Source organism: Ruegeria halocynthiae (assembly GCF_900106805.1).
Classification (GTDB): Bacteria; Pseudomonadota; Alphaproteobacteria; order Rhodobacterales; family Rhodobacteraceae; genus Ruegeria; species Ruegeria halocynthiae.
In genome coordinates this window covers 1,495,112-1,518,315 of record NZ_FNNP01000001.1, presented here as the reverse complement: position 1 = coordinate 1,518,315, position 23,204 = coordinate 1,495,112, and the positions used below count along the sequence as shown (strand labels likewise).

Here is a 23,204-nt window from a genome sequence, read left to right as displayed (position 1 = left end):
TTGAAAAAAATCCCACTACCCTTGGCCAAAAGGGGGCTTCTCAGGCAATCTGTTCCAGTGGCGAGGTGTGAGATCCGAGGTCGGCGGCGTGTTTGACCGGCAAAGCGGGCACAAGTTCGGAAACGCCACGCAAACTGAATTCGCGCAATTCACCGGGGTCACATTGCATTCCCGCGGCCTGCAGTGCTTTGTCCGAAACAAGAAGCTCGACGCTCAGCGCCTTGGTTTCGGCTTCCAAACGGCTGGCTACATTCACGGCATCGCCGATAATGGTGCGCGGGGCGTGTTTTGCAGCGCCGATTTCGCCCAGAACAAGATCGCCTAGATGCAGGCCCATACCGATGCGAACGGGAGGGCTGCCTTCTGCCTCGAGCCGTTGATTGAAACGTTCCAGCGCACGCCCGATCTCTGAAGCCGCCTTCAGGCCCGCTCGTGCTGAACTCTGGGCGGTGGCCGTTTCGAACATCGCCAGCAATCCATCGCCCATGTATTTGTCGACCACACCTCCGTGGGCCGTGATCGCCGGGACAATCGCGTCGAAGAAACGATTCAGCAGAAATACGATGTCATAGGGTAGCTGCCCGGTCGTGCGGGCAGTAAATCCACGCATGTCGAGAAACAGAACCGCCAATTGCCGCTCTTGCCCCTGGCTGGCATGTGCCCGATCGCGCGCTCCGTCCGGACGAAACACACGGAACACCGTGACCGGATCGGTCGGGCGTATCTGGCAGGCCAACCGTGTGCCCCGGGGCGCACTGACCGCCTTGAGACTGCGGGCCTCGACCTCGGTGGGGGGATGCAGCTGATCGGCCCCGTTTTCTACGACAACACGACAGGTCGTGCAGCGCCCTTTGCCGCCACATAATGCGGTATGAGGGATACCGTTCGCACGCGACATTTCCAGCAGGGTCATGCCTTTCTCGGACACAACCTCGGGGCCATCCACATAGCGCACCCGAACCGCATGCCTCCGCCGCCAATACTTGCGCCCGAGATAGATTAGCCCGGTCAGGGCGAGGGCGAACCAGAACACCATCATGGTATTGTCCTTGACCGCGAACAAAGCGTCGAATTCCTGGGGCGAGGGCCAGTCGTAGTGCTCGATATACTGTTCACGCAGATCCGGGTCGGCAAAATCCATCCAGAGGCGCCGCCCCTCGGTGAGCAGCCCTGCAAGGGCAAAGCCGGGCACGAAGACGGCGGCACCGATCAGATAGGGCACCAACCTGCGCCACCATCCGGTCAGCCGTAGCCACATGTGCAACCCGATGCATCCGTGCACCCATACCAGCAACAGCAGCAGACTTTGCATCCAGACCGCAGTGCTGGGCCACATCAGGATGATGATGTAGCCCATTTCGTCGTTCACACCAAAAATCTCGTGTGCGTATCGGGTCTGAACTAGATGCGAGATAAGTTGCAGTGGAATCAGCAGCCCCAGAACCACCTGCAAGGCGACACTGAATGGCATCCTGAGCGTACGGCGCCGCGCAATCGAGATCAGAGCTAAACCCATATGGATCAGCAACGCGCCATATATCAGAATGCCGCCGATAGCATGACGGCTGACAGCTTTCCGCCCGTCCTGCATTCCATGCAGCAAGTCGGTATGAAACAGGCCGAGACCGATATTGATGAAATGAAAGAACGCAAAGACAAACAGCACCAGGCCGCTTGCGATTCTGAGCCGGCTCATCCATCCGCCGCGCCAAAGAGCGTTTTCCAAAAGCCCACCTGTTCTTTGCGTTTCTTGGATCGATCCTGATACGGCACTGTGCGTCGGTCAAGACGCGCCAAAGCACCTTTCCGGGAACCAGTCATCCGCTGCGCTTGTTGCTTCTATCAACGCGGGGCGAGCGTTGAATAGCACGAGATGGCTGAGTTCAGGTCGCGATCGCGAGCTGTACAACAACCCGTCTGCCCCTTTTGACCGAGCATCATCAGAGTATTTCCATGTTGGGGACAGGGCACCAGATTCCCGCATGCCCTGCCAGACGACAGAGGCGGATGCCTGACCGCGAACATCCAGCATCTGCGCTTTTGAAATTTGAAACTGCTGAATCACCCGGGGCGGATCATCTTTTGAAATATAGCGCCGAATGGCGACTCCAACGCCCTCCATGCTCAGCGAGGCATAAAGAGCGAATTGGCCGGAATGATGGAACCGGCCTTCGGATGCGCGGGCCGGTATAAGTGGATCACTTAAGTTGGCGCGAAACAGAACTCTCCAGACCGGGCCGGAGAATTCTATCATCATCCTAGTCGTTCTCCGCCAGGAACCGCTCGGCATCCAGCGCGGCCATACATCCCATTCCGGCGCTTGTGACAGCCTGACGATACACGTGATCGGTCAGATCACCTGCTGCAAACACGCCCGGAACCGAGGTTTCAGTTGTTCCCGGCTTGGTCACGACGTAACCACCCATATGGGTTTCCAGCGTGTCCTTGACCAACTCATTTGCAGGTGCATGGCCGATGGCGACAAAAACACCTTTACAGGGAATTTCAGTGACCTCGCCGGTTTTGACATTCTTGACGCGCACGCCCTCGACACCCAGCGGAGCATCAGTACCGACAACTTCTTCCAACTGGTGAAACCATAGCGGTTCGATCTTGTCGTTCTTCATCAGGCGGTCCTGCAGGATTTTCTCGGCCCGCAATTCGTCACGGCGGTGGATCAAGGTAACCTTGCTGGCAAAGTTGGTCAGGAACAGCGCCTCTTCCACGGCGGTATTGCCACCACCAATCACGACGATCTCTTGACCGCGATAGAAGAACCCATCACAGGTGGCGCAAGCCGAGACGCCAAAGCCTTTGAATTTCTCTTCGGATGGAAGGCCCAGCCATTTGGCGCGTGCGCCTGTAGCCAGAATCACCGCATCAGCTGTGTAAACTGTGCCGCTGTCACCCTTGGCCGTGAAGGGGCGTTGGCTCAGGTCTAAATCGCTGATGATGTCGCCGATGACTTCGCATCCCATGGCCTTTGCGTGGTCTTGCATACGTACCATTAGGTCGGGGCCTTGCACCTCTGTATCGCCAGGCCAGTTTTCGACCTCGGTTGTGGTTGTCAGCTGCCCGCCGGGCTCGATCCCCTGAACCAGAATCGGTTCCAGCATGGCGCGGCTGGCATAGACGCCCGCAGTGTATCCGGCCGGTCCCGACCCAATGATCAGAACCTTTGTGTGTCGTGTCTCGGCCATGCTACCCTCATTCAATCTGCTTTTTTTGGACAATGATCCAATGCGGATCGATATAGCGACCACCGGTCAGAGCTTAAAGCCCCTTCATGTCGCAAGCCCGTGATGCATCCGGGGGTTGACTTGGCGGACAAACATATATCAGAGATAACGAATATTGCGTGGCTGTGAAATATTATTGCGCCCAACGGGGCTGCTGTTATAACAACCGAAAAACTCAGGAGCATTTGATGGTCACGACCCGGCTGGATGAAATCGACCGCAAGATTCTTGCGGAGCTACAGGCCGATGGCCGTATGACCAATGTTGAACTTGCCAAGCGTGTCGGAATTTCGGCCCCGCCCTGCCTGCGCCGGGTGCGGACGTTGGAGGATTCGGGCTATATCCACGGCTATCATGCCGAGGTGAACGCCCGCGAACTGGGGTTTGAGGTGCAAGTCTTCGCTATGGTCGGGCTCGAGAGTCAGGCGGAATCCGAACTCAGCGCCTTTGAAGGCCGTTGCCGGGACTGGCCTCTGGTCCGCGAATGTCACATGCTGAACGGCGAGGTGGATTTCATCCTGAAATGCGTCGCACCGGATCTCAGCAGTTTTCAGCAATTTCTGACGGGCGAGTTGCTGACCACGCCGAACGTGGCCAGCGTCAAAACCTCGCTTGTTATCCGAGGCGCAAAAGACGAGCCAGGCGTACCATTTGACGTACTGGAAGACCGGATGAACCGGACGGCCTGAACCTGACCCCAGATTGATCCACCGCGCAAGGTGACAGCATGGCTGCCACGGCCAGGGATAGTGCCCAACTTAGTAAAATCTGCATGATGCCCCCACATTGCAGTACTGTTTAACAAAACTTACGCTGTCAAAGCGTCAATTTCCCCATCACCGGCACGCGGCATGAGCAATGGTCCAAAATCATTCAGCGATTCGATATGAGCGAACAGGTTCAGATAGATCGAACGCAGGGAATGGCTGATCATCCGCACCGCGTTAACACCCGGATGGTAGGTTTCGAACTGCAGCCCATCGACTCGAATAACGGAATGGCGCGCGACGCAGATGTGAAACAGTTCCACCGGCGTGGGCGGCAGTGTTTCAATGACGCTGGTTCCATCATGGAACTCGCTGACAGGTGTCAGCATAGGCTGGCCATCGTTCAAGTGGCGCATATGCGCAGGTGTGCCAAGTAGCCGGGCGGCAGGCCCCGTGATGACACCTGACATCGGCTTTTGCATCCCGAACGTGTCGGCCATGATCCTTGTAAGCGGCCGGGTCCGGCCACGTGTATCCTCGCGCCCGGGGATCAGTGTGACAGACCCTTTCCAAAGCACGGTTTCAGATGATCCGTCCTGAGTGAGAACGTCGTCACCGGGTAGCAGGTCTTCGATGGCCATGGGGCCTTGCGGCGTATCGACCAGCGATCCGCGAGTGAAAGCACAGAACGCATCTTCGAACATCGGTAAAGCGGGCGCGATGTGGCGCGTCTGTGAAATATCCCCGTTTTTCAGCAGAGTGCACACTTCGTACCGTCGAAGCTGAGCCTTTTGTGTTGTCGTCGGTCGAGGCGCTTGGCGCAACAGCGCTGACGTCTCGATCGCGTTTCTGGCAGCGCGGGCCAGAGAATTTGGAATAGGCATAGTATTCCGTCCCCTCTAATGTCCGTCCGGGCGGTTTGAACCCCCGTGCAAGCCCGCCAGACGACTGTATTCTTTGTCTTTAATCAAAGGGAAAAACACACGATGGCCGCCGCGAATGAACAGCGCCGAAAAAGAAAACACCAGTGTTTTGGCCAAGTTCATGACCCCCCAGACAAACTCGTAAACCGCAGGCTGCAATTGCCTGCACACACGCTCCGAAACATGGTCGCAATCCTGATTGCGACCGCACATATCGAACCGGAGCTACATCCGACATGTGTTGTGCCCGTTGAGACCGGCAGCTGGTCTCATGGGGTTGCTGTGTCAGCGTTTAGCCGCCAGACGGCGCGCAACTCTGACAGAGTGACTTGAAACCCGCTTCCAGGGCATTTCCGGTTCCTGATCTTTGACAGCCGCGAATACGGCACTGAGAAAGCGTGATTTCGATTTCATGTTCATTGTCCTGCTTCGATAGGGCGGTATGCCCTGTTCCCGTTTATGAACCTAATGTGACGCTGATTTGAGGCGCCTATAAGGCTGATCCGGGATGAATTGAGGACAAAATGAAGGTTGCAGATACCTCTTTGTTAATGTTGCTAACGCGCTGGGGTCCCAAATCAGGGTAACCGCCTGAGCATCGGCTAAAATTTGATACGATTCTGATTCAGATAAACACAAGAAATGTGGCAAAAACTGGGCGAAATGACCTCAATTTGGACTAGATTCACAGTCGGATTGCGGAAATCAATCTACCGTAGTCGACCTCATTGGCGTGGGTAGACCGCCGATAGGAATAAAACCTGTCTGGATCGGAATAAGTGCAATGACGAATCCACTCGGCCTTGCCGACTCCGGCCTCACGCAGTCGGTGCAGGCCAAAGGCAGGTAGGTCGAACTGTAATCTGTCACCATTGCCATTCGCAAAGAAGCGCGCATTCTCGGGTGCGTCCGCAAGAAAGCCGTCCATAAACTCGGAGCCCACTTCGTACGCGCGTTGCGAAATTGTTGGACCAATCACGGCAACGATTTCTTTTCTGCGGGCTCCCAATGCCTCCATTGCGTCTAGCGTTGCCTCAAGCACACCGTTCAAAGCGCCGCGCCATCCCGCATGTGCCGCACCGATCACATTGGCGCCAGGATCGGCAAACAACACTGGCTGGCAATCAGCGGTCAGAATCGTCAACGCCAGGCCCGGCGTCGAAGTTACCACTGCATCCGCCTTGGGTTTGTCACCGGTCATCGGCTCATCGACCGTAACTACGGTTGGGGAATGCACCTGGTGCACACCAATCATCGCCTCAGGGGCCACCTCCATCGCTTCGGCAACGCGGCGACGGTTCAATGCCACGGCCTCGGCCAAATCCGATGATCCGGTGCCGCAATTCAATCCATGGAAAATGCCAGACGACGCGCCACCCTGACGGCTGAAAAAACCATGTCGCACGGGCGACAGTATGTCTGAGGTGAAAATTTCCAGTGTCATGCTTCCAGTCCCGGTGGCGGCGCGGCGTTTTGTGGATACAGGCCCAGTACTTTGAACAGGTTTCCCATTTCATCGGGATGCGTCAACCGTCGATGTGCAGCGATCAGCGTCTCAAGCTGTGGTCCGCTGAGTGGGGCCGCAAGCGACTGCGCGCGCGGCGTGATCCCAAGGCGTTCAAGGAATACGCCTTGTGGTGTCAACTTTGTATGGGTGCAACCCGAGGCACGAACCGCATCTGCCAAAATTTCAAAATCGACATGCGCGGTCAGATCTGCCTGGCCAGGCTGGCCCAACGGGTCGGCCGATTTATGTGCCTGCAATGCTTGCAGAGTGTCTCCAAGCGATCGCCAGTCACCATAATCGATGATCAACGCAGCCCCGCCATTGCGTGAAATTTGCCCGGCGACGGTGCTCAGTATAGGGATCGCGGCGGGGCACAGCTCTACCAGATCGCCATCCTGCGTGTCCTTCAAGCGTTCACTCAGCGAGGCATGAACCGATTGCGGCCCAAGGCCGAAGGCAAGCGAGGTTCCGTCGCTGCCGACCAGCCGCTCGCGCCAGCCCGCGCCATCGCGCAGGAACTGGCGGATCGGAAGAGCGTCAAAGAACTCGTTCGCCACCAGCAGTAAAGGCAGGTCCGGGAGGTCAGAAATGGCTTTGATCCACCGGGGCTCGAACCCCTGCAGCGTCTCGGATTGAATGCTGCGCAGGGTTGGTGAGGCTTCGAGCAATGCGATCTCCGCCGCGTTGTGGAAGCCAGGAACCCCTTTTGTGGCGCGCAGGATATCCGCCATCAGGGTGCCCCGACCGGGACCAAGCTCGGCCAGCACGAACCGTTCGGGTTTGCCTTGCCCGAGCCAGGCTTGCGCCAAACAAATGCCGATGAGTTCTCCGAACATCTGGCTGATCTCGGGGGCGGTGATGAAATCACCCTGCGCACCCAGCGGATCGCGGGTCGTATAATATCCATGGTCAGGGTGCATCAGACACTCTGTCATGTAGTCAGCGACGGTCATAGGGCCATCATTTTGAATGCGGAGGAGCAGAAGTTCCTTCAGATTCATGATCTGTGCCGCGCCCGTAGCGCAAACCAAAGGCCAAGCGCTATCATCGGCAGCGACAGAAGCTGCCCCATGGTCAGACCATACCCGCCAACATGCCATGCCAGCCCCAGTGGGTTGCCGGGCGTTACGAATTGCGCGTCGGGCTGGCGAAAGAATTCGACCAAGAACCGCGAAGCCCCGTAGCCTGCAAGGAAAATACCCATAATCAGACCAGGTTTCTGAAACGCGCCGCGCCGATAGGCCAACCAGATCAGAAGTGCACCGAGGATCACCCCCTCAAGCGCGGCCTCATATAGTTGCGAAGGGTGTCGGGCACACATTCCGGCGATAACGTCAGGGCAATCCTGGGCGGCAGCACCGGGGAAGATCACTGCCCACGGTACCTCGGTGGGTCGGCCCCAAAGCTCGGCATTGGTGAAATTCGCCAATCGACCCAATAGCAACCCGGGCGGCACGGTGTGGGCGACAAGATCGCCCAAAGAGAGAATCGATATCTTGTGGCGTTTGCCGTACAGATAGCTGGCGATGATCACGCCCAGCAGGCCGCCGTGAAACGCCATACCACCCTGCCAGACCTTTAAGATATCCTGTGGGTGCGACAGGTAATATGCAGGTTGATAGAACAGGACGAATCCCAATCTGCCCCCAAGGATGACGCCCAGAATGATCCAGGTGATCAAATCCTCAAGCTGTTCGGGGCGCATTGGTGGCGTTTCGCCCGCCCAAAGCGCAGTTCGCCGCAGTGCCGTCAGCGCCATGCGCCACGCGATCAGGATGCCGACAATATAGGCCAACGCATACCAGCGCAGCGCAAATTCCATCCCGAACAGTGAGATTGTGAACAATTCGGGTGACAAATCGGGGAAATTCAGAACAGCCTGCATGTGCGTCTCATTGCCCGGGGTTAGTGGGGCAAGTCAACCTTGAGCCCGGGCCATTCTTTACCCATATAGAGAGCAATCGTGAAATCGGAGAAAGCCCATGCAAACCCGTAACAAGATTCTGGACGATATGTCTCAACTCATGACCAACGCCATGGGCGTGGCGCAAGGGGCGCGGGAAGAAGCTGAAAATGCGATGAAATCGATGATGGACCGCTGGTTGGCGGATCGCGATTTTGTCACCCGTGAAGAGTTTGATGCTGTTCGGGCCATGGCGCAGAAAGCACGCGAAGAAAATGCCGCGCTGGAACAGCGCATCGCCGCGCTTGAGGCGAAGCTCGACAAGTAACGTCGGCAGAAGTTCAAATTTTCAGGCAAAGTGCATTCGCCGCGCAATCCGATCTTGGATTGGTCGGTGTTGTGTATTTTGCCGCTCTGCAGAAATTAATCAAGACAAAGCTGCGTTTAGTGCCAATATTTTGATAGGCGTTGCCAACAGTCCACAACTTATTGCTGTTATCCCCAACAAATAGGGTTGCCAGAACTCTGCTCGCGTCGCACCATATTTAGTACAGGCAGACTGGGGAAGCCCGGCTTGTAGAGCAGGCAACTAGCGCTGGGGCGCTGCCAGCCCCAAAATGCTAGAGATTAGTGAGGTGGCATTATGGCCCTTTCCGAGCAGTATCTCGAAGAAGACCTTCATCCGATCGACATTGTTGAACATCTTGCAGAGCATCACGACTGGGATTTTGACCGGATCGGTGATGATCAGATTGCCATGGCTGTCGAAGGACAGTGGCGCACATACTCGATTACATTGGCCTGGTCTAACTATGATGAGACCCTGCGGATGGTGTGTTCCTTCGAGATGGAGCCTCCGGCTGAGCGTGAAAGCGAGCTTTATGAGCTGCTGAACAAGATGAACGATCAGTGTTGGGCCGGGGCATTTACCTACTGGGCCAATCAGAAACTGATGGTCTATCGCTATGGTCTGGTTCTGACTGGTGGGCAAACGGCCAGCCCGGAACAGATCGACACAATGATCACCGCCGCTGTGCTGAGCGCCGAGCGCTATTACCCTGCGATTCAGCTGGTCACATGGGGAAACCGCGACCCCGAAGATGCAATGCAAGTCGCCATTGCAGAGGCCTACGGCCGCGCGTAATGCTTTGCCCCGAACCAAAGGGGAGGGGCAAATATGGATATCTCACGCGTCGCAGAACAGGGCTTGGTGCTTCTGGGATGTGGCAAGATGGGTTCGGCGATGCTTGCGGGCTGGATGGAACATGGCCTGCCTGCAGCATCGGTTTGGGTGATTGATCCCCATCCCTCGGACTGGCTGAAGGCGCAGGGCGTCAACATCAACACCCCCCTTCCCGAAGCCCCCGCAGTTGTCTTGGTTGCAGTAAAGCCGCAGATGATGGGTGAGGCTTTGCCTGCGATTCAGGCGTTGGGCGGTGGTGACAGCCTGTTCATTTCGGTCGCTGCAGGTACGTCATTGGCTACTTTCGAAGACGTTCTGGGGCCAGGCACACCGATCATCCGTGCAATGCCAAATACACCTGCGGCGGTTCGGAAAGGGATTACGGCGCTGATTGGGAACTCGGAAGCCTCGGATGCGGATATTGTGTTAGCCGAGGGATTACTTTCCACCATTGGCGAAACGGTGCGCCTTGATGATGAGACTCAGATGGATGCCGTCACCGGGGTCAGTGGCTCGGGCCCGGCTTATGTATTCCACCTGATCGAAGCACTGGCGCAGGCAGGCGAGGCACATGGCTTGCCTCCGGAACTTGCGATGAAGTTGGCAAAATCAACGGTCGCTGGGGCAGGGGCGTTGGCGATGGCCGCAGATGAACACCCCTCGCAATTGCGGGTCAACGTTACCTCTCCCAACGGCACCACACAGGCCGCGCTTGAAATTCTGATGCACGAAGAAGAAGGTTTTCCTGACCTGCTGCACCGCGCCGTCAAAGCCGCAACCAACAGATCCAAGGAGCTGTCCCGTGAGTGAGATCACATTTGACGATTTTCTCAAAGTCGACATTCGTGTTGGCGAGGTCGTCCGCGCGGAGCCTTACCCAGAGGCCCGCAAACCCGCGATCAAAATGTGGATCGACTTTGGTGATGAAATTGGTGAGCGCAGAACCTCGGCGCAGATCACCCGGCATTACGACCCGACGATACTGATCGGAAAGCAAGTGATGGCTGTGGTAAACTTTCCGCCACGTCAGATCGGTAAGTTCATGTCTGAGGTTCTGGTTCTGGGCCTGCCCGATGAAAATGGAGAAATCGTTTTGATCGGCCCGGATGGCGAGGTTCCGACCGGCGGGCGGATGCACTGATGAAGCTGCTGATCGCTCGCCCCATGACCGAGGCTGTCGAAGCCCGTGCCCGAGCGGAGTTCGATGTAGAACTCCGTGAGGTGACTACGCCCCTGACACAATCAGAGATGGTACGCGCGTTAACCGAGTTTGATGTCGTGATCCCAACACTCGGGGATCAGTTTTCCGCACACATATTTGCCCAAACGTCTGAACCACGCTGTAAGTTGTTGGCAAATTTCGGGGTTGGCTACAATCACATTGATGTGGGCGCCGCGCAGGCAGCAGGCCTTCTGGTGACTAATACGCCCGGCGCTGTCACGGATGCCACGGCCGATATAGCCATGACGCTGTTGCTGACCACTGCGCGCCGTGCGGGCGAGGGGGAGCGCCTGGTCAGATCAGGCCAGTGGGAAGGATGGCATCCAACGCAGATGCTGGGCCAGCATGTAACCGGTAAAAAAGTGGGAATCGTCGGATTGGGCCGGATTGGGCAAGCCATTGCCCGACGTTGCCATTTCGGGTTCGGCATGCGTATCGCGTATCAATCACGCAGCCCGAAGCAGGTGGATTTTCCGGCTCAGTACATTCCTAATCTGAGCGCCTTGGCGGCGACAGTGGATTTCCTTGTTGTAGCTGTCCCCGGAGGGGCGGAGACCCGCCACCTGATTAACGCCGAAATGTTAGAGGCCATGAACCCCACGGGCATTCTGGTCAACATCGCCCGTGGTGAAGTCATTGATGAATCTGCCTTGATCTCGGCTTTGCAAGCGGGCCAGATCGCAGGTGCAGGGCTGGATGTCTACGAGTTCGAACCCAGGGTTCCGCAAACCTTGCGCGAAATGGAAAATGTGACCTTGCTGCCCCATCTGGGCACCGCTACCGAAGAGGTGCGCACCGACATGGGTCATATGGCATTGGACAATGTGGCGGCGTTTGTTGCCGGGCGATCCTTGCCAAACCCGATCTAACCGCCGACGGCCTCACGCCAATGTTTGCGGCAGAGCGAGACATAGGTCTCGTTCCCGCCAATCTGGACCTGAGCCCCTTCTGTGATGGTATTCCCGTTTTCATCCTGACGAATCACCATTGTCGCCTTGCGACCGCATTCGCAGATGGTGCGGACCTCACGCATCTCGTCGGCTAATGCCAACAGGGCCGCAGACCCAGGGAACAGCTTGCCCTGAAAATCCACACGCAATCCGTATGTCAGCACTGGAACTCCGAGATCGTCAACAGCGCTTACTAGTTGCCAGACCTGCGCTTCAGTCAGGAACTGGGCCTCATCGATGAACACGCAGGCAATCTGCCCCTGTTTCAGACGGTTTTCAATCATGGCAAACACATCGTCTGTGGGGTGGAACATTTCCGCTCTCTCGGAAATGCCGATTCGTGAGGCGATTTGCCCCTCACCAGCACGCCCATCAATGGCGGCGGTCATAAGATAGGTGTCCATGCCGCGTTCGCGGTAGTTGTGCGACGCCTGCAGCAATACTGTCGATTTGCCCGCGTTCATGGTCGAATAGTTGAAATATAGTTTTGCCATGCTGAGGGTCTAATTCGCCTGATCCACTTGAGCAAGCCGTCAGAGAGAGTCGGGTTAAGTGACGCCGCCATCGCGGTAGCCGAGGCCGAGCAGATGCTCTTGGGGATGGATAACCTCGTCTCCGCAACAACGGCGTCTTCGGCCTACATGCGGCCTATACATTGCAAGGCTATAATCTTGCCCCGCATTCACTCATTACCGGCACGAATGGCCGCCACTCACTCACAAAACCCCTGCATATCTGAGGGATAGTCAATTTATGCCATTTCAATTATGTATCGAATATGGGAAATTTCCCTACCCTTTCCCCCGGCAAGGACAGACGGGGGGCGGGAGAGCAGGTAACAAGGGTAGCAAAATGGCAGATATCGGGGCCTATCTGAAAAAGCATACCGAGGCATTGGTTAAGGATGTCGGAATCGAAGCAGCATGTGAGATCACTGGAAAATCCAAGGCAACGTTGGGTCGGTACTATTCCGACAACGCAGAACATGCTGACAGGTTCATGCCAGTGGACGCCGTTGCACGGCTGGAAAATGCGGCGGCCTATCCACATGTGACCGCCGCCCTGGCGGATTTGAAGAACATCACGCTGTCCTATGACGGGCGAAACTCGGACAGTCCGCGAACTGGCGGAGTGAACTCGGACGTCATAGCGCTGAGCCAGCGGTTCGCCATGCTGATGACAGAGTATCAGTCGGCCATCGAAGATGGCATCATCACCGTGAACGAGGCGAAACGGTTGCTTAGAGAAACCAGTATGTTGCAACAGGTGTTGATCGAAATGAAATTGCATCTGGAAGAAGAAAGCGTAAGCTGACTGACCCGATCCTGATACGATCGCGGGTGCGATTTCCAGATAAACAGGTTCAACCCTTGTCTTGGCTGCTGAACTGAGCCGACCAGGCGGCTCAGTGTGCAAGACGACTCGTATTCAGGGTGGTCTACTTTTTTCCTTTTCCACCACCCTTGCCGGGTTTGTCGCCTCCGCCGTGGCCGCCTTTACCGCCACCCTTGCCGGGTTTGTCGCCTCCGCCGTGGCCGCCTTTACCACCACCCTTGCCGGGTTTGTCGCCTCCGCCGTGGCCGCCTTTACCACCACCCTTGCCGGGTTTGTCGCCTCCGCCGTGGCCGCCTTTGCCACCACCCTTGCCGGGTTTGTCGCCTCCGCCGTGGTCGCCTTTACCACCGCCCTTGCCGGGTGTGTCTCCACTATCACCGGGTTGGTCTCCGCCACCACCCGCATCACTTCTGTCGCCCGGTTTGCCGCCGTCATTGCCGGATTTCCCGGATCTGGACGAGCCGGTTGACTGCGAGGCAGGATCGCTGCTGCGGTCTTCCCCGCGATTTGTGCTGGCAATCGATGCAGTCGGCAGATCGCTCAACAGCTGGGTCAGACCCGGACATTGTGCTGATGTGTTTTGCAGGATCGAAGCAAAATCCGAACGCTTCTGCAGATGCGTGACAAATCCCCTGGTGACATGCGAACAGCCGCAAAGCGTATCGAAATCACCTTCATTCGCCGCCGCGCGCGCGGTGTTGACCGTGCAGACCTGTGGCTCGGCGATGGCGCCGGTTGCTGTGAAACCGATAAATGGCGCGACAACCAGCGCGGCCATTCCAACTCGAATCTTATTTCCCATAACAGAGGGCTCCCATAGCTACATCACTCGAATGCACAGGGCATCCGATTCCCGATGTGATGGGCGAAGATGAAGGAGCTGTTGCGCCTGTCTGAAGAAATCTTGAGAAACCGGGGTGGCCGATCAATGCCGTTTGACGATAACGGACCCGACTGAATATCCTGCACCGAACGAACAAATCAGACCTACATCACCCGCTTCCAGATCATCAGAGTGTTTTGAGAACGCAATGATAGAACCGGCGGATGAAGTGTTCGCGTAGTCCTGCAGGATGTTGGGCTGTTCGTCTGAATCGGGTTCGCGACCCAGTACTTTCTTGCCAATGAAGTCGTTCATCGTCTTGTTGGCCTGGTGCAGCCACAGACGTTTCAGATCGCCGCTGTTGATACCTTCGGCCTGCATGTGGTCGCTGATGTGCTTGCTGACCATCGGCAGCACTTCCTTGAACACTTTGCGGCCGTTCTGCATGAATTGCATGTCGCGGCGATCATTCAGCCCATCAGGGCGAAAGCGGCGCAGGAAGCCGTTGTTGTTGCGGATGTTGTTTGAGAACGCGGTGGCGCAGCGGGTTGAGATGATCTCGAAATGCGGTCCCTGAGCGTTCTCGGCGCGCTCGATCAGCGTCGCGGTGGCCACATCGCCGAAGATGAAGTGACAATCCCGGTCGCGCCATTCCAGATGGCCCGAGCAAATTTCGGGATTGACCACCAGCGCCGCCTTCACCGAGCCGGATCGCACCATATCCGCAGCCGCCTGAATGCCGAACGTGGCAGACGAGCAGGCCACGTTCATGTCGAACCCAAAGCCTTCAATCCCCAGAGCCTGCTGAATTTCGATGGCAATTGCCGGATAAGCCCGTTCATGGTTCGAGGCCGCGCAGATCACCAGATCGACATCCGCGGCGCTGCGTCCTGCTTGTGTCAACGCTTTCTGGCAGGCATCTACCGCCATTTCGGTCATGATCCCCGGTTCATCATCGCTGCGCTGTCGCAGCAAAGGGTGCATGATCTCAGCGTTCAGAACACCGGCTTTGTCCATCACATAGCGGTTCTCGATGCCCGACGCCTTTACGATGAACTCTTCCGAAGAACGTTGCATCGGCTCCAGTTGTCCTGCCTCGATGGCTTCGGCGTTTTCAGCATTCATCCGGTCGGCATAGGCGTTGAATGCCTCAACCAGTTCGGCATTGGTGATGACATTTTCTGGCGTATAGACACCGGTACCGGTGATGGCGGGGGTATACATGGCGGGTCCTGATTTCGTGATCTGCACAAAATGCAGCCGCGGACGCTGTTGATCAAGGTGTGTTGACCCAAGGGAATGCTGGGTCATCAAGTTCAGTACTTGAATAGTTCATAATCTGAAATATATGTCGCCACGATTCGAACGGAGCGGTTTCATGTCAGATGATGTCAGCGCCAGATTGGGACGCCTCAGCCCTGAGATTCAGGCGATGATGGGGGTCTATGCGCTTTATTGGAAACTGGAAGAGAGTTTTGACAGTATCGAAACGGACCTGAGTCATCAGGAATGTCACATGCTGATCAAGCTGGATGCGCCCAAACGTATGGGTGTGCTTGCAGCGGATATGTTAACAGTTCCCTCAACAATCACCGCAACAGCCGACGCGCTTGAGCAGGCTGGGTATTTGACCCGTCAACGTGATCCCGAAGATCGCCGCGCCTGGCTGTTGGTCCTGACGGAGCAGGGTGAAGAGGCGCGCAACATGTTGGTTGCCACCGCCGGAGAGCTGTTTCGCAGTGCGTCTGGCTTGAACAGCGATGAAACCGCCGTGTTCGCTCGCCTCGCGCGTAAAATTCGCGACAATATTGTGAAAACCGGAATTCCCGAGGGATTGAAGAAATGCGACTCCTGACCTCTCTGAGCCTGATCCTTGCTGTATTTGTGGTACCCGCTGCAGCGCAAGACGTGCCAAAGCCTGTGAAACTGATGCAGGTAAGTGAAACAACGCCCGGCTTTTCGCGCCAGTTCTTCGGTCGTGTTGCCGCCCGCCAGACCGTAGATCTGGCTTTTCAGGTGGCCGGGCAGATCGTCGAGATGCCGGTGACCGAAGGTTTTGTCATTCCAAAAGGCGGACTGATTGCCCGTTTGGATCAGGAACCGTTTGAACTGGCGCGCGACCGGGCAAGCCTTCAAAAGGATCAGGCAAACCGCACACTTGCGCGCCTGTCTCGTCTGCGCGGCACTGCGGCCAGCCAGGTCGCGGTAGATGATGCCGAGACCGCCGCACAGCTGGCAGCGATTGCCGAAAGGGATGCCGAATACGCCCTGGAACACGCAACCCTGACCGCGCCGTTCGACGCGCTGGTTTCCAGCCGCGCGGTCGAAGCGTTTACGACCGTAGCGGGAGGTACCCCGATCGTGCGTATCCACGATATGTCCGAACTGCGGATCGAGGTCGACGTGCCTGAGATTCTGTTTCAACGGTCGGGCCGGGAAGATGACATTACCATTACGGCCAAGTTTCCGGTCAGTGATGAAGTCTTTCCGTTGGAGATTCGGGAATTCGACGCAGAAACCTCGAGCGTGGGGCAAACCTTTCGCATCCAGTTTGGGCTCACTCCCCCCGAGGGGCTGCAGATTTTGCCGGGTTCATCCGTAACTGTGACGGTTCAGGTGCAGGATGAACGGGTCGGGATTTTCGTCCCGCCAACCGCTGTCGTAGCGGATGCGAGTGGTGATCTCGGGGTATGGGTGTTTTCGCCCGTCGGTGCGGACGAAGGCGCAGTCAGGCGCGTGCCTGTCACTATCGAACCGACACAAACCGGTGATGTCCGTGTGCTCACGGGATTGTCGGATGGTGACGAAATCGTTGTGGCCGGCGGTGGGGCGCTTACAGATGGGCAGACTGTCCGGCGCTTCTCTGGCTTTGCGAACTAAGGACGGATCGGATGAACATCGCCCGCACTTCGATTGACCGGCCGCTCTATACGTGGCTGTTTATTCTGATCGCCTTGTTTGGCGGAATCTGGGGTTTCCTGTCGCTGGGCCGTCTGGAAGATCCTGCTTTCACAATCAAAAATGCGGTCATCGCCACACAATACCCCGGTGCCACCGCCGAGCAAGTCGCACTGGAGGTTTCGGAACCTCTTGAATCCGCCATTCAGCAGATGGGCGAGGTGGATGTTATCACTTCGGTCAACCAACCTGGCCATTCCCTGATCGAGGTCGAGATCAAATCCACCTATGACGGGAGCGAGCTACCCAACGTCTGGACACGCCTGCGCGCCAAGGTGCGTGATGCGGCGCGAAGTCTGCCCCCGGGCGTTGGTGTACCTTTTGTAAATGATGGGTTCGGCGATGTGTTCGGCCTGTTCTATGCGGTGACGGCAGATGGGTATTCGGACGCGGAAAAACATGAACTGGCAACCTTCCTGCGGCGCGAATTGTTGACAGTCAATGGCGTTGCCGATGTCGAGGTGCAGGGCCTGCCCGAAGAGGCGATTTTTATTGAGCCTGATCTTTCGATTTCTGTGAACCAGAACGTTCCGTTGCAGGCGATAAACGATGCTATTGCGAACGCGGATTCGGTTAACTCGTCGGGTTCGCTGAGGTCGCAGAGTGACCGGACGACCATTCTGACGGCTGAAGGGTCTGACAGCGTGTCGGCGATTGCCGGGCTGTCGGTCGGGTCGCAGGGGCAGGTGATCAACCTCTTTGATATGTCCGATGTCTATCGTGGCAGGCAGACCGATCCCGATATCATGATCCGGTTCAACGGGGTTGAGGCCTTTACTTTGGGCATTGCCGGGCTTGCCACCGAAAACATCGTTGAGGTTGGCAAACGCGCCGATGCAAAATTGGCTGAACTGGATAGCGAAATTCCATTTGGTGTCGAAGTCTTGCCCGTTTATCAGCAGCATGTGGTGGTCGAACAAGCCTCGAACGATTTCCTTATGAACCTTGCCATGTCGGTCACCATCGTAGTGGCGGTTCTTGCCATCTTCATGGGTTGGCGCGCGGCTGTTGTTGTGGGTTCAACCCTGTTGTTGACGGTGGTTGGCACGCTACTGTTCATGTCGCTCTTTTCGATTGAAATGGAGCGTATCTCATTGGGGGCGCTGATCATCGCGATGGGGATGCTGGTCGACAATGCAATCGTGGTTGCTGAGGGGATGCAGATTTCCATGTTGGGTGGCAAGGCATCGCGCGATGCGGCCGAAGATGTCGCGTCGAGAACACAAATTCCTCTGCTGGGTGCGACGGTGATCGGGATCATGGCTTTCGCCGGGATTGGGCTCAGCCCTGATGCAACCGGAGAGTTCTTGTTTTCGCTGTTTGCGGTCATTGGCATTTCGCTGCTGCTAAGCTGGGTTCTGGCAATCACGGTGACACCGTTGCTGGGGCATTATTTCTTCAAGCAGGGCAAAGAGGGTGAGGTTGATGCTTATGGCGGCATCCTGTTCCGTATCTATGGCGCGATCCTGAACTGGGCGCTGCGCTTCCGCTGGCTTGTGGTTGCTGGGTTGGTCAGCGTGACCTTTGTCTGTTTCGCGGGTTTTGGGTTGATGAAACAACAATTCTTCCCCGACTCGAACACGCCTCTGTTCTTTGTGCATTACAAACTGCCGCAGGGCACACCGATTGCACGAACCGCCGAAGACATGGCCGTATTCGAGAAATGGCTCGCAGAACGGGATGACGTCGTATCGGTCGCCACCTTTGTTGGGCAGGGGGCGACACGGTTTATGCTGACCTATTCCGCCGAGAAGCCAAACCCCAGCTATGGCCACATGATCATCCGCACCGAGACGCTGGACGATATCCCCGCTCTGCGGGCAGATCTCGAGGCGTTCGGCTCGGTCCAGTTCCCCGAGGGCGAGTTCCGCACCAAGCGGCTGGTGTTCGGCCCGGGTGGGGGTGACCCGATTCAGGCCCGGTTCTCGGGCAGTGATCCCGTCGTGCTGCGTCAGTTAGCCGAGGAAGCCGTACGGCGCATGTCGGCCGCGTCCCCGAATGCGCTGCATGTCCACTATGACTGGCGCGAACAAGAACTTGCGGTGCAACCGATCTATGCCACTGAACGCGCCCAAACTGCAGGTGTCACGCGCGAAGATATCGCCGCCACGCTGCAATTCTCGACCGATGGCATCACCGGGGGTGTGCTGCGTGAACGCGATCGCCAGATCCCGATTATCCTGCGCCGCCCGGCGGACGGACAGTATTCGATCGTGGATCAGGTCGTATATTCGGATCAGTCTCAGCGTTTTGTCCCGATCGAACAGATGGTGGACGGGTTTGAGTATAAGGCGCTCAATACACTGGTGCATCGTCGCGATCGGGTGCTGACCATCACGGTCGGCGCAGACATCCCGCCAGAACTGACTGCCGCGCAGGTGCATTCCGAAGTGCGCAGCGCCATAGAAGAGATAGAACTGCCCATCGGTTATACAATGGAATGGGGCGGTGAGTTCGAGGATTCGGGCGATGCACAGGCCAGTCTCGGACGGCAATTGCCGCTGAGCCTGTTGATCATGGTGTTGATCTCGGTGCTATTGTTCAACGCAATCCGACAACCGGTCATCATCTGGTTGCTGGTGCCGATGTCTGTGAATGGCGTGGTGATCGGCCTGCTGGGCACTGGCTTGCCGTTTACCTTCACGGCGCTGCTGGGACTGCTGAGCCTGTCGGGCATGTTGATCAAGAACGGCATCGTACTGGTCGAGGAAATCGATCTGGTCCGTGCCACTGGAAAGGCCTTGCGCCCCGCGATTGTCGAAGCCTCGGTATCGCGTCTGCGCCCTGTAATGCTGGCAGCGATCACGACCATTCTGGGTATGGCGCCGCTGCTCACGGATGCGTTCTTTGTGTCGATGGCGGTCACAATCATGGGTGGTTTGGCCTTTGCGACTGTCCTGACCATGGTCGCAGCACCGGTGTTTTACCTGCTGTTTTTTGCAAGGGACGAGCGGCAGCAACCGGCGCCACAGCCGGTTCTGTAAACAAAAAAAGCCCCGGCTGCTGGCCGGGGCTTTTCAATTCTGTCGGGTGCGGGACTAGCCCTGCAAAGACTTAACTTCGACATCGCCCTCAGCCTGCACCTGGATCGCCAGTGCTGCAGCATTCGATCCCGCGGCCGTGGTGAAGTAGGGGATCTTATCATAAAGCGCGATGGAGCGGATGGCTTTGCTGTCCTCGACCGCCTGCGCGCCTTCGGTGGTGTTCATCACCAACTGGACTTGACCGTCTTTCAGCATATCCACCACGTCCGGGCGGCCTTCATAAACCTTGTTGACGACCTCGCAGACAACGCCTTGTTCTTCCAGCCAGCCCTGCGTGCCGCGGGTTGCGACCAGCGTAAAGCCTTGTTCGACCAGCACTTGCGCTGCTTCAAGCATGGCCTTGCCCTTGTCCGCATCCTTGATCGAGATGAACGCACGGCCCGAGGATGGCAGAACCATGCCAGCGCCCATCTGCGCCTTGAGGAAGGCGCGCGGGAAATCGCGGTCCCAGCCCATGACCTCGCCTGTCGAACGCATTTCCGGGCCAAGAATAGTGTCGACACCGGGGAATCGGGCGAAGGGCATCACGGCCTCTTTCACCGAGAACCACGGCATGTCCGGGTCGGCCAATGTCATCTGATCGGCGATCTTGGTGTCGTCGACGGTCTTATAAGCCGGGCGCAGAGGGAAGTTCGAAAGCTTTTCACCCGCCATCAGCCGCGCTGCGATGGATGCTATCGCACTGTCGGTCGCCTTGGCCACGAATGGTACGGTGCGGCTGGCGCGGGGGTTCACTTCGATCAGGTAGATCTCATTATCCTTGATCGCGAACTGGACATTCATCAGGCCGACAACGTTCAGGGCCTTGGCCAGTTTGAACGCCTGATCCTTGATCTGCCCGATGATCTCTTTCGACAGTGAATAGGGCGGTAGCGAACAAGCACTATCGCCCGAGTGAACGCCAGCCTCTTCGATATGCTGCATGATGCCAGCAACATGCACGTCGGTGCCATCGCACAATGCGTCAACGTCCAGCTCAACCGCACCCGACAGATAGCTGTCCAGCAGCACGGGACTGTCGCCCGAAACCACGACGGCCTCGTTGATATAGCGGCGCAACTGATCCATATCGCGTACGATTTCCATCGCGCGACCGCCCAGAACGTAAGACGGGCGGATGACCAGTGGGAAACCGATTTCCTCGGCGATTTCCAACGCCTGTTCGTCGGTCGAGGCGATGCCGTTTCTGGGCTGTTTCAGACCCAGCTCGTTAACCAGCGCCTGGAACCGCTCGCGGTCTTCGGCCAGATCGATGGCGTCCGGTGTGGTGCCGAGGATCGGAATACCTTCGGCCTCCAACGCGTTGGCCAGTTTCAGCGGGGTCTGGCCGCCGAACTGAACGATCACACCATGCAGCGTGCCGTTTTCCTGTTCCTTCGTCAGGATTTCCATGACGTGCTCGAAAGTCAGCGGCTCAAAATACAGCCGGTCCGAGGTGTCATAGTCGGTCGAGACTGTTTCAGGGTTGCAGTTGACCATGATGGTCTCATACCCCGCCTCGGTCAGCGCGTAACAGGCGTGACAGCAGCAATAGTCAAACTCGATGCCCTGACCGATCCGGTTCGGTCCACCGCCCAGAATGACGACCTTCTTGCGGTCAGAAGGGCGGGCCTCGCATTCAACCTCGCCCATCATCGGGGCCTCATAGGTGGAATACATGTAGGGCGTCTGCGCCTCAAACTCGGCGGCGCATGTGTCGATACGCTTGAATACGGCCGCAACCCCAAGGTTTCGACGGGCACGGCGAACATTGTCTTCGTCACGACCGGTCAGATTGCCCAGACGCGCATCGGTAAAGCCCAGCATCTTCAGCTTGCGAATGCCGTCTTCGGTCAGCGGCAGGCCGTCTTTGCGCAGCTGGCTTTCGGCTTCGATGATCTCGCGGATGCGAGCCAGGAACCACGGGTCGAACTTTGTGACACCGAATATTTCATCGTCAGTCAAACCGTGGCGCATGGCCTGCGCAATGGTGCGCAAACGGTCCGGAGTCTGCTGACTGATCGCCTTGATCACAGCCGCCTTGTCGTCCGCTTCGTCCCAGACGCCAACATTCAGACCGGGGATTTCAATCTCATCAAACCCGGTCAGCCCGGATTCCATCGAGGCCAGCGCCTTTTGCATCGATTCGTGGATCGTGCGACCGATAGACATTGCCTCACCCACCGACTTCATCGCGGTGGTTAGGTAGGGTTCAGAGCCGGGGAATTTCTCAAAAGCGAATTTCGGGATCTTGGTGACCACATAGTCGATGGTCGGTTCAAACGACGCAGGCGTGACCTTGGTGATGTCATTGTCCAACTCGTCCAGCGTATAACCGACGGCCAGTTTCGCGGCGATCTTGGCAATCGGGAAACCGGTTGCTTTCGACGCCAGCGCCGAGGACCGCGACACGCGCGGGTTCATCTCGATCACGACCATGCGGCCATCATCGGGGTTGATCGCCCATTGTACGTTCGAACCGCCGGTTTCGACGCCGATCTCGCGCAGCACGGCGATCGAGCCGTTGCGCATGATCTGGTATTCCTTGTCGGTCAGCGTCAGGGCAGGGGCCACGGTGATTGAGTCACCGGTATGCACGCCCATCGGGTCTATGTTCTCGATTGAACAGACGATGATGGCATTGTCCGCTTTGTCGCGGACGACCTCCATTTCGAATTCTTTCCAGCCCAGCAGCGATTCATCTACCAGAATCTGGTTTACCGGCGAGGCGTCCATGCCGGTACGGCAGAAGTGGATATAGTCCTCGCGATTGTAAGCCACACCACCGCCAGTGCCTCCCATGGTAAAGGCGGGGCGGATGATCGCGGGCAGGCCGATGTCCTCCAGATCGCCCAATGCGATTTGAACGCCTGCATCCAGATCGGTGCTACCGTCTTCGCGTTTGGGGGCGGTGACGATTGTGGCTTTTGGATTCTCGATGCCCAGCCGGTCCATCGCTTCGCGGAACAATTTGCGGTCTTCGGCCATTTCGATGGCGTCGCGGGTCGCGCCAATCATTTCGACGCCGAATTTCTCCAGCACACCCATCTCTTCCAGCGCCAGCGAGGTGTTCAGGCCGGTTTGCCCGCCCATGGTGGGCAGCAGGGCGTCGGGGCGTTCTTTCTCGATGATCTTGGCGACAACCTCGGGCGTGATCGGCTCGATATAGGTCGCGTCGGCCAAACCGGGGTCGGTCATGATCGTGGCAGGGTTCGAATTCACCAGAATGACCCGATAGCCTTCTTCGCGAAGCGCCTTGCAGGCCTGAGCGCCGGAATAGTCGAACTCACAGGCCTGACCGATGACAATGGGGCCCGCCCCGATGATCATGATCGACTGAATGTCGGTTCTTCTCGGCATGGCCTTGTTCCTTCGATTGTCCGCGAGTCAGGGCACCGCCCATGCGCCCAAATTGTCCTGCGTTATAGGGA

21 protein-coding genes are annotated in these 23,204 nt (G+C 57.2%); 10 read left to right on the top strand and 11 right to left on the bottom strand.

From position 1 onward, the window contains the following. Positions 1–40 precede the first annotated feature (40 nt). The 3 genes from BLU89_RS07650 to trxB form a co-directional block, all read right to left on the bottom strand. The gene (locus tag BLU89_RS07650; protein ID WP_074735762.1) at positions 41–1,696 is read right to left on the bottom strand and encodes an adenylate/guanylate cyclase domain-containing protein; all 1,656 of its coding nucleotides are present in this window, start codon (positions 1,694–1,696) and stop codon (positions 41–43) included. A gap of 87 nt (positions 1,697–1,783) precedes the next feature. Then, positions 1,784–2,257 carry an RES family NAD+ phosphorylase gene (locus BLU89_RS07645; RefSeq protein WP_074735761.1) on the bottom strand — a complete coding sequence of 158 codons (474 nt, stop codon included), beginning with the start codon at positions 2,255–2,257 and terminating at the stop codon, positions 1,784–1,786. A gap of 1 nt (position 2,258) precedes the next feature. Then, positions 2,259–3,200, bottom strand: a complete 942-nt coding sequence (gene trxB, locus BLU89_RS07640) for a thioredoxin-disulfide reductase (RefSeq protein WP_074735759.1) — start codon at positions 3,198–3,200, stop codon at positions 2,259–2,261. Positions 3,201–3,427: 227 nt separating this feature from the next. On the opposite strand from trxB, the gene BLU89_RS07635 reads away from it, so the two are divergent. Continuing rightward, the gene (locus BLU89_RS07635; protein ID WP_074735754.1) at positions 3,428–3,928 is read left to right on the top strand and encodes an Lrp/AsnC family transcriptional regulator; all 501 of its coding nucleotides are present in this window, start codon (positions 3,428–3,430) and stop codon (positions 3,926–3,928) included. Positions 3,929–4,047: 119 nt separating this feature from the next. Here the strand turns inward: BLU89_RS07635 and BLU89_RS07630 are convergent, their stop codons facing one another. The 4 genes from BLU89_RS07630 to lgt form a co-directional block, all read right to left on the bottom strand. Next, positions 4,048–4,830: a Hint domain-containing protein gene (locus BLU89_RS07630; protein WP_074735752.1), complete on the bottom strand. Its 783-nt coding sequence runs from the start codon at positions 4,828–4,830 to the stop codon at positions 4,048–4,050. 724 nt (positions 4,831–5,554) lie between these two features. Continuing rightward, entirely contained in the window at positions 5,555–6,313 is a 759-nt protein-coding gene (pgeF, locus tag BLU89_RS07620; protein ID WP_074735748.1) for a peptidoglycan editing factor PgeF, read from the bottom strand. Next, entirely contained in the window at positions 6,310–7,377 is a 1,068-nt protein-coding gene (locus BLU89_RS07615; RefSeq protein ID WP_074735746.1) for a class I SAM-dependent methyltransferase, read from the bottom strand. Before BLU89_RS07615 ends, pgeF begins: the two co-directional genes overlap by 4 nt. Continuing rightward, positions 7,374–8,261, bottom strand: coding sequence for a prolipoprotein diacylglyceryl transferase (gene lgt / locus BLU89_RS07610; RefSeq protein ID WP_074735744.1), 888 nt, complete (start codon positions 8,259–8,261; stop codon positions 7,374–7,376). Before lgt ends, BLU89_RS07615 begins: the two co-directional genes overlap by 4 nt. 97 nt (positions 8,262–8,358) lie before the next feature. On the opposite strand from lgt, the gene BLU89_RS07605 reads away from it, so the two are divergent. The 5 genes from BLU89_RS07605 to BLU89_RS07585 all read left to right on the top strand — a co-directional run bounded on the left by BLU89_RS07605 (position 8,359) and on the right by BLU89_RS07585 (position 11,553). Continuing rightward, on the top strand, positions 8,359–8,607 hold the full coding sequence (locus BLU89_RS07605) for an accessory factor UbiK family protein (RefSeq protein ID WP_010441801.1): 249 nt from the start codon (positions 8,359–8,361) through the stop codon (positions 8,605–8,607). Positions 8,608–8,922: 315 nt separating this feature from the next. Further along, positions 8,923–9,423, top strand: a complete 501-nt coding sequence (locus tag BLU89_RS07600) for a type III secretion system chaperone family protein (RefSeq protein WP_074735742.1) — start codon at positions 8,923–8,925, stop codon at positions 9,421–9,423. A 33-nt stretch (positions 9,424–9,456) separates the two neighbouring features. After that, on the top strand, positions 9,457–10,272 hold the full coding sequence (proC, locus tag BLU89_RS07595; protein WP_074735740.1) for a pyrroline-5-carboxylate reductase: 816 nt from the start codon (positions 9,457–9,459) through the stop codon (positions 10,270–10,272). Further along, positions 10,265–10,603, top strand: coding sequence for a tRNA-binding protein (locus BLU89_RS07590; RefSeq protein WP_074735739.1), 339 nt, complete (start codon positions 10,265–10,267; stop codon positions 10,601–10,603). The genes proC and BLU89_RS07590 overlap by 8 nt, the downstream gene beginning before the upstream one ends. Further along, positions 10,603–11,553 (top strand): 2-hydroxyacid dehydrogenase, encoded by a 951-nt coding sequence (locus tag BLU89_RS07585; protein WP_074735737.1) that lies wholly within the window; start codon positions 10,603–10,605, stop codon positions 11,551–11,553. The genes BLU89_RS07590 and BLU89_RS07585 overlap by 1 nt, the downstream gene beginning before the upstream one ends. Here the strand turns inward: BLU89_RS07585 and BLU89_RS07580 are convergent. After that, entirely contained in the window at positions 11,550–12,128 is a 579-nt protein-coding gene (locus BLU89_RS07580; RefSeq protein ID WP_074735736.1) for a thymidine kinase, read from the bottom strand. The genes BLU89_RS07585 and BLU89_RS07580 overlap by 4 nt on opposite strands. A 358-nt stretch (positions 12,129–12,486) precedes the next feature. Here BLU89_RS07580 and BLU89_RS07575 point away from each other — a divergent pair, with 358 nt between their 5' ends. Beyond that, positions 12,487–12,948, top strand: coding sequence for a hypothetical protein (locus tag BLU89_RS07575; RefSeq protein ID WP_074735734.1), 462 nt, complete (start codon positions 12,487–12,489; stop codon positions 12,946–12,948). A 124-nt stretch (positions 12,949–13,072) separates the two neighbouring features. Here the strand turns inward: BLU89_RS07575 and BLU89_RS21225 are convergent, their stop codons facing one another. Then, positions 13,073–13,771, bottom strand: a complete 699-nt coding sequence (locus BLU89_RS21225; protein ID WP_143030521.1) for a hypothetical protein — start codon at positions 13,769–13,771, stop codon at positions 13,073–13,075. A 123-nt stretch (positions 13,772–13,894) separates the two neighbouring features. Beyond that, positions 13,895–15,016, bottom strand: a complete 1,122-nt coding sequence (locus tag BLU89_RS07565; protein ID WP_074736480.1) for a beta-ketoacyl-ACP synthase III — start codon at positions 15,014–15,016, stop codon at positions 13,895–13,897. 154 nt (positions 15,017–15,170) lie between these two features. On the opposite strand from BLU89_RS07565, the gene BLU89_RS07560 reads away from it, so the two are divergent. Genes BLU89_RS07560 through BLU89_RS07550 form a run of 3 tightly spaced genes read left to right on the top strand, consistent with a single transcriptional unit; the run spans position 15,171 to position 19,734 of the window. Next, positions 15,171–15,647, top strand: coding sequence for a MarR family winged helix-turn-helix transcriptional regulator (locus tag BLU89_RS07560; protein ID WP_074735731.1), 477 nt, complete (start codon positions 15,171–15,173; stop codon positions 15,645–15,647). After that, positions 15,635–16,672 (top strand): efflux RND transporter periplasmic adaptor subunit, encoded by a 1,038-nt coding sequence (locus BLU89_RS07555; protein WP_074735730.1) that lies wholly within the window; start codon positions 15,635–15,637, stop codon positions 16,670–16,672. The genes BLU89_RS07560 and BLU89_RS07555 overlap by 13 nt, the downstream gene beginning before the upstream one ends. Positions 16,673–16,683: 11 nt before the next feature. Continuing rightward, the gene (locus BLU89_RS07550) at positions 16,684–19,734 is read left to right on the top strand and encodes an efflux RND transporter permease subunit (protein WP_074735728.1); all 3,051 of its coding nucleotides are present in this window, start codon (positions 16,684–16,686) and stop codon (positions 19,732–19,734) included. Between the two features lie 54 nt (positions 19,735–19,788). Here the strand turns inward: BLU89_RS07550 and carB are convergent, their stop codons facing one another. Next, on the bottom strand, positions 19,789–23,133 hold the full coding sequence (gene carB / locus BLU89_RS07545; protein WP_074735726.1) for a carbamoyl-phosphate synthase large subunit: 3,345 nt from the start codon (positions 23,131–23,133) through the stop codon (positions 19,789–19,791). Positions 23,134–23,204 lie beyond the last annotated feature (71 nt).

Bases quoted from the DNA above. Each gene is read 5' to 3' on its own strand.
- BLU89_RS07650 (WP_074735762.1), bottom strand. From the start codon at position 1,696: ATGAGCCGGCTCAGAATCGCAAGCGGCCTGGTGCTGTTTGTCTTTGCG.
- BLU89_RS07645 (WP_074735761.1), bottom strand. From the start codon at position 2,257: ATGATGATAGAATTCTCCGGCCCGGTCTGGAGAGTTCTGTTTCGCGCC.
- trxB (WP_074735759.1), bottom strand. From the start codon at position 3,200: ATGGCCGAGACACGACACACAAAGGTTCTGATCATTGGGTCGGGACCG.
- BLU89_RS07635 (WP_074735754.1), top strand. From the start codon at position 3,428: ATGGTCACGACCCGGCTGGATGAAATCGACCGCAAGATTCTTGCGGAG.
- BLU89_RS07630 (WP_074735752.1), bottom strand. From the start codon at position 4,830: ATGCCTATTCCAAATTCTCTGGCCCGCGCTGCCAGAAACGCGATCGAG.
- pgeF (WP_074735748.1), bottom strand. From the start codon at position 6,313: ATGACACTGGAAATTTTCACCTCAGACATACTGTCGCCCGTGCGACAT.
- BLU89_RS07615 (WP_074735746.1), bottom strand. From the start codon at position 7,377: ATGAATCTGAAGGAACTTCTGCTCCTCCGCATTCAAAATGATGGCCCT.
- lgt (WP_074735744.1), bottom strand. From the start codon at position 8,261: ATGCAGGCTGTTCTGAATTTCCCCGATTTGTCACCCGAATTGTTCACA.
- BLU89_RS07605 (WP_010441801.1), top strand. From the start codon at position 8,359: ATGCAAACCCGTAACAAGATTCTGGACGATATGTCTCAACTCATGACC.
- BLU89_RS07600 (WP_074735742.1), top strand. From the start codon at position 8,923: ATGGCCCTTTCCGAGCAGTATCTCGAAGAAGACCTTCATCCGATCGAC.
- proC (WP_074735740.1), top strand. From the start codon at position 9,457: ATGGATATCTCACGCGTCGCAGAACAGGGCTTGGTGCTTCTGGGATGT.
- BLU89_RS07585 (WP_074735737.1), top strand. From the start codon at position 10,603: ATGAAGCTGCTGATCGCTCGCCCCATGACCGAGGCTGTCGAAGCCCGT.
- BLU89_RS07580 (WP_074735736.1), bottom strand. From the start codon at position 12,128: ATGGCAAAACTATATTTCAACTATTCGACCATGAACGCGGGCAAATCG.
- BLU89_RS07575 (WP_074735734.1), top strand. From the start codon at position 12,487: ATGGCAGATATCGGGGCCTATCTGAAAAAGCATACCGAGGCATTGGTT.
- BLU89_RS21225 (WP_143030521.1), bottom strand. From the start codon at position 13,771: ATGGGAAATAAGATTCGAGTTGGAATGGCCGCGCTGGTTGTCGCGCCA.
- BLU89_RS07565 (WP_074736480.1), bottom strand. From the start codon at position 15,016: ATGTATACCCCCGCCATCACCGGTACCGGTGTCTATACGCCAGAAAAT.
- BLU89_RS07560 (WP_074735731.1), top strand. From the start codon at position 15,171: ATGTCAGATGATGTCAGCGCCAGATTGGGACGCCTCAGCCCTGAGATT.
- BLU89_RS07555 (WP_074735730.1), top strand. From the start codon at position 15,635: ATGCGACTCCTGACCTCTCTGAGCCTGATCCTTGCTGTATTTGTGGTA.
- BLU89_RS07550 (WP_074735728.1), top strand. From the start codon at position 16,684: ATGAACATCGCCCGCACTTCGATTGACCGGCCGCTCTATACGTGGCTG.
- carB (WP_074735726.1), bottom strand. From the start codon at position 23,133: ATGCCGAGAAGAACCGACATTCAGTCGATCATGATCATCGGGGCGGGC.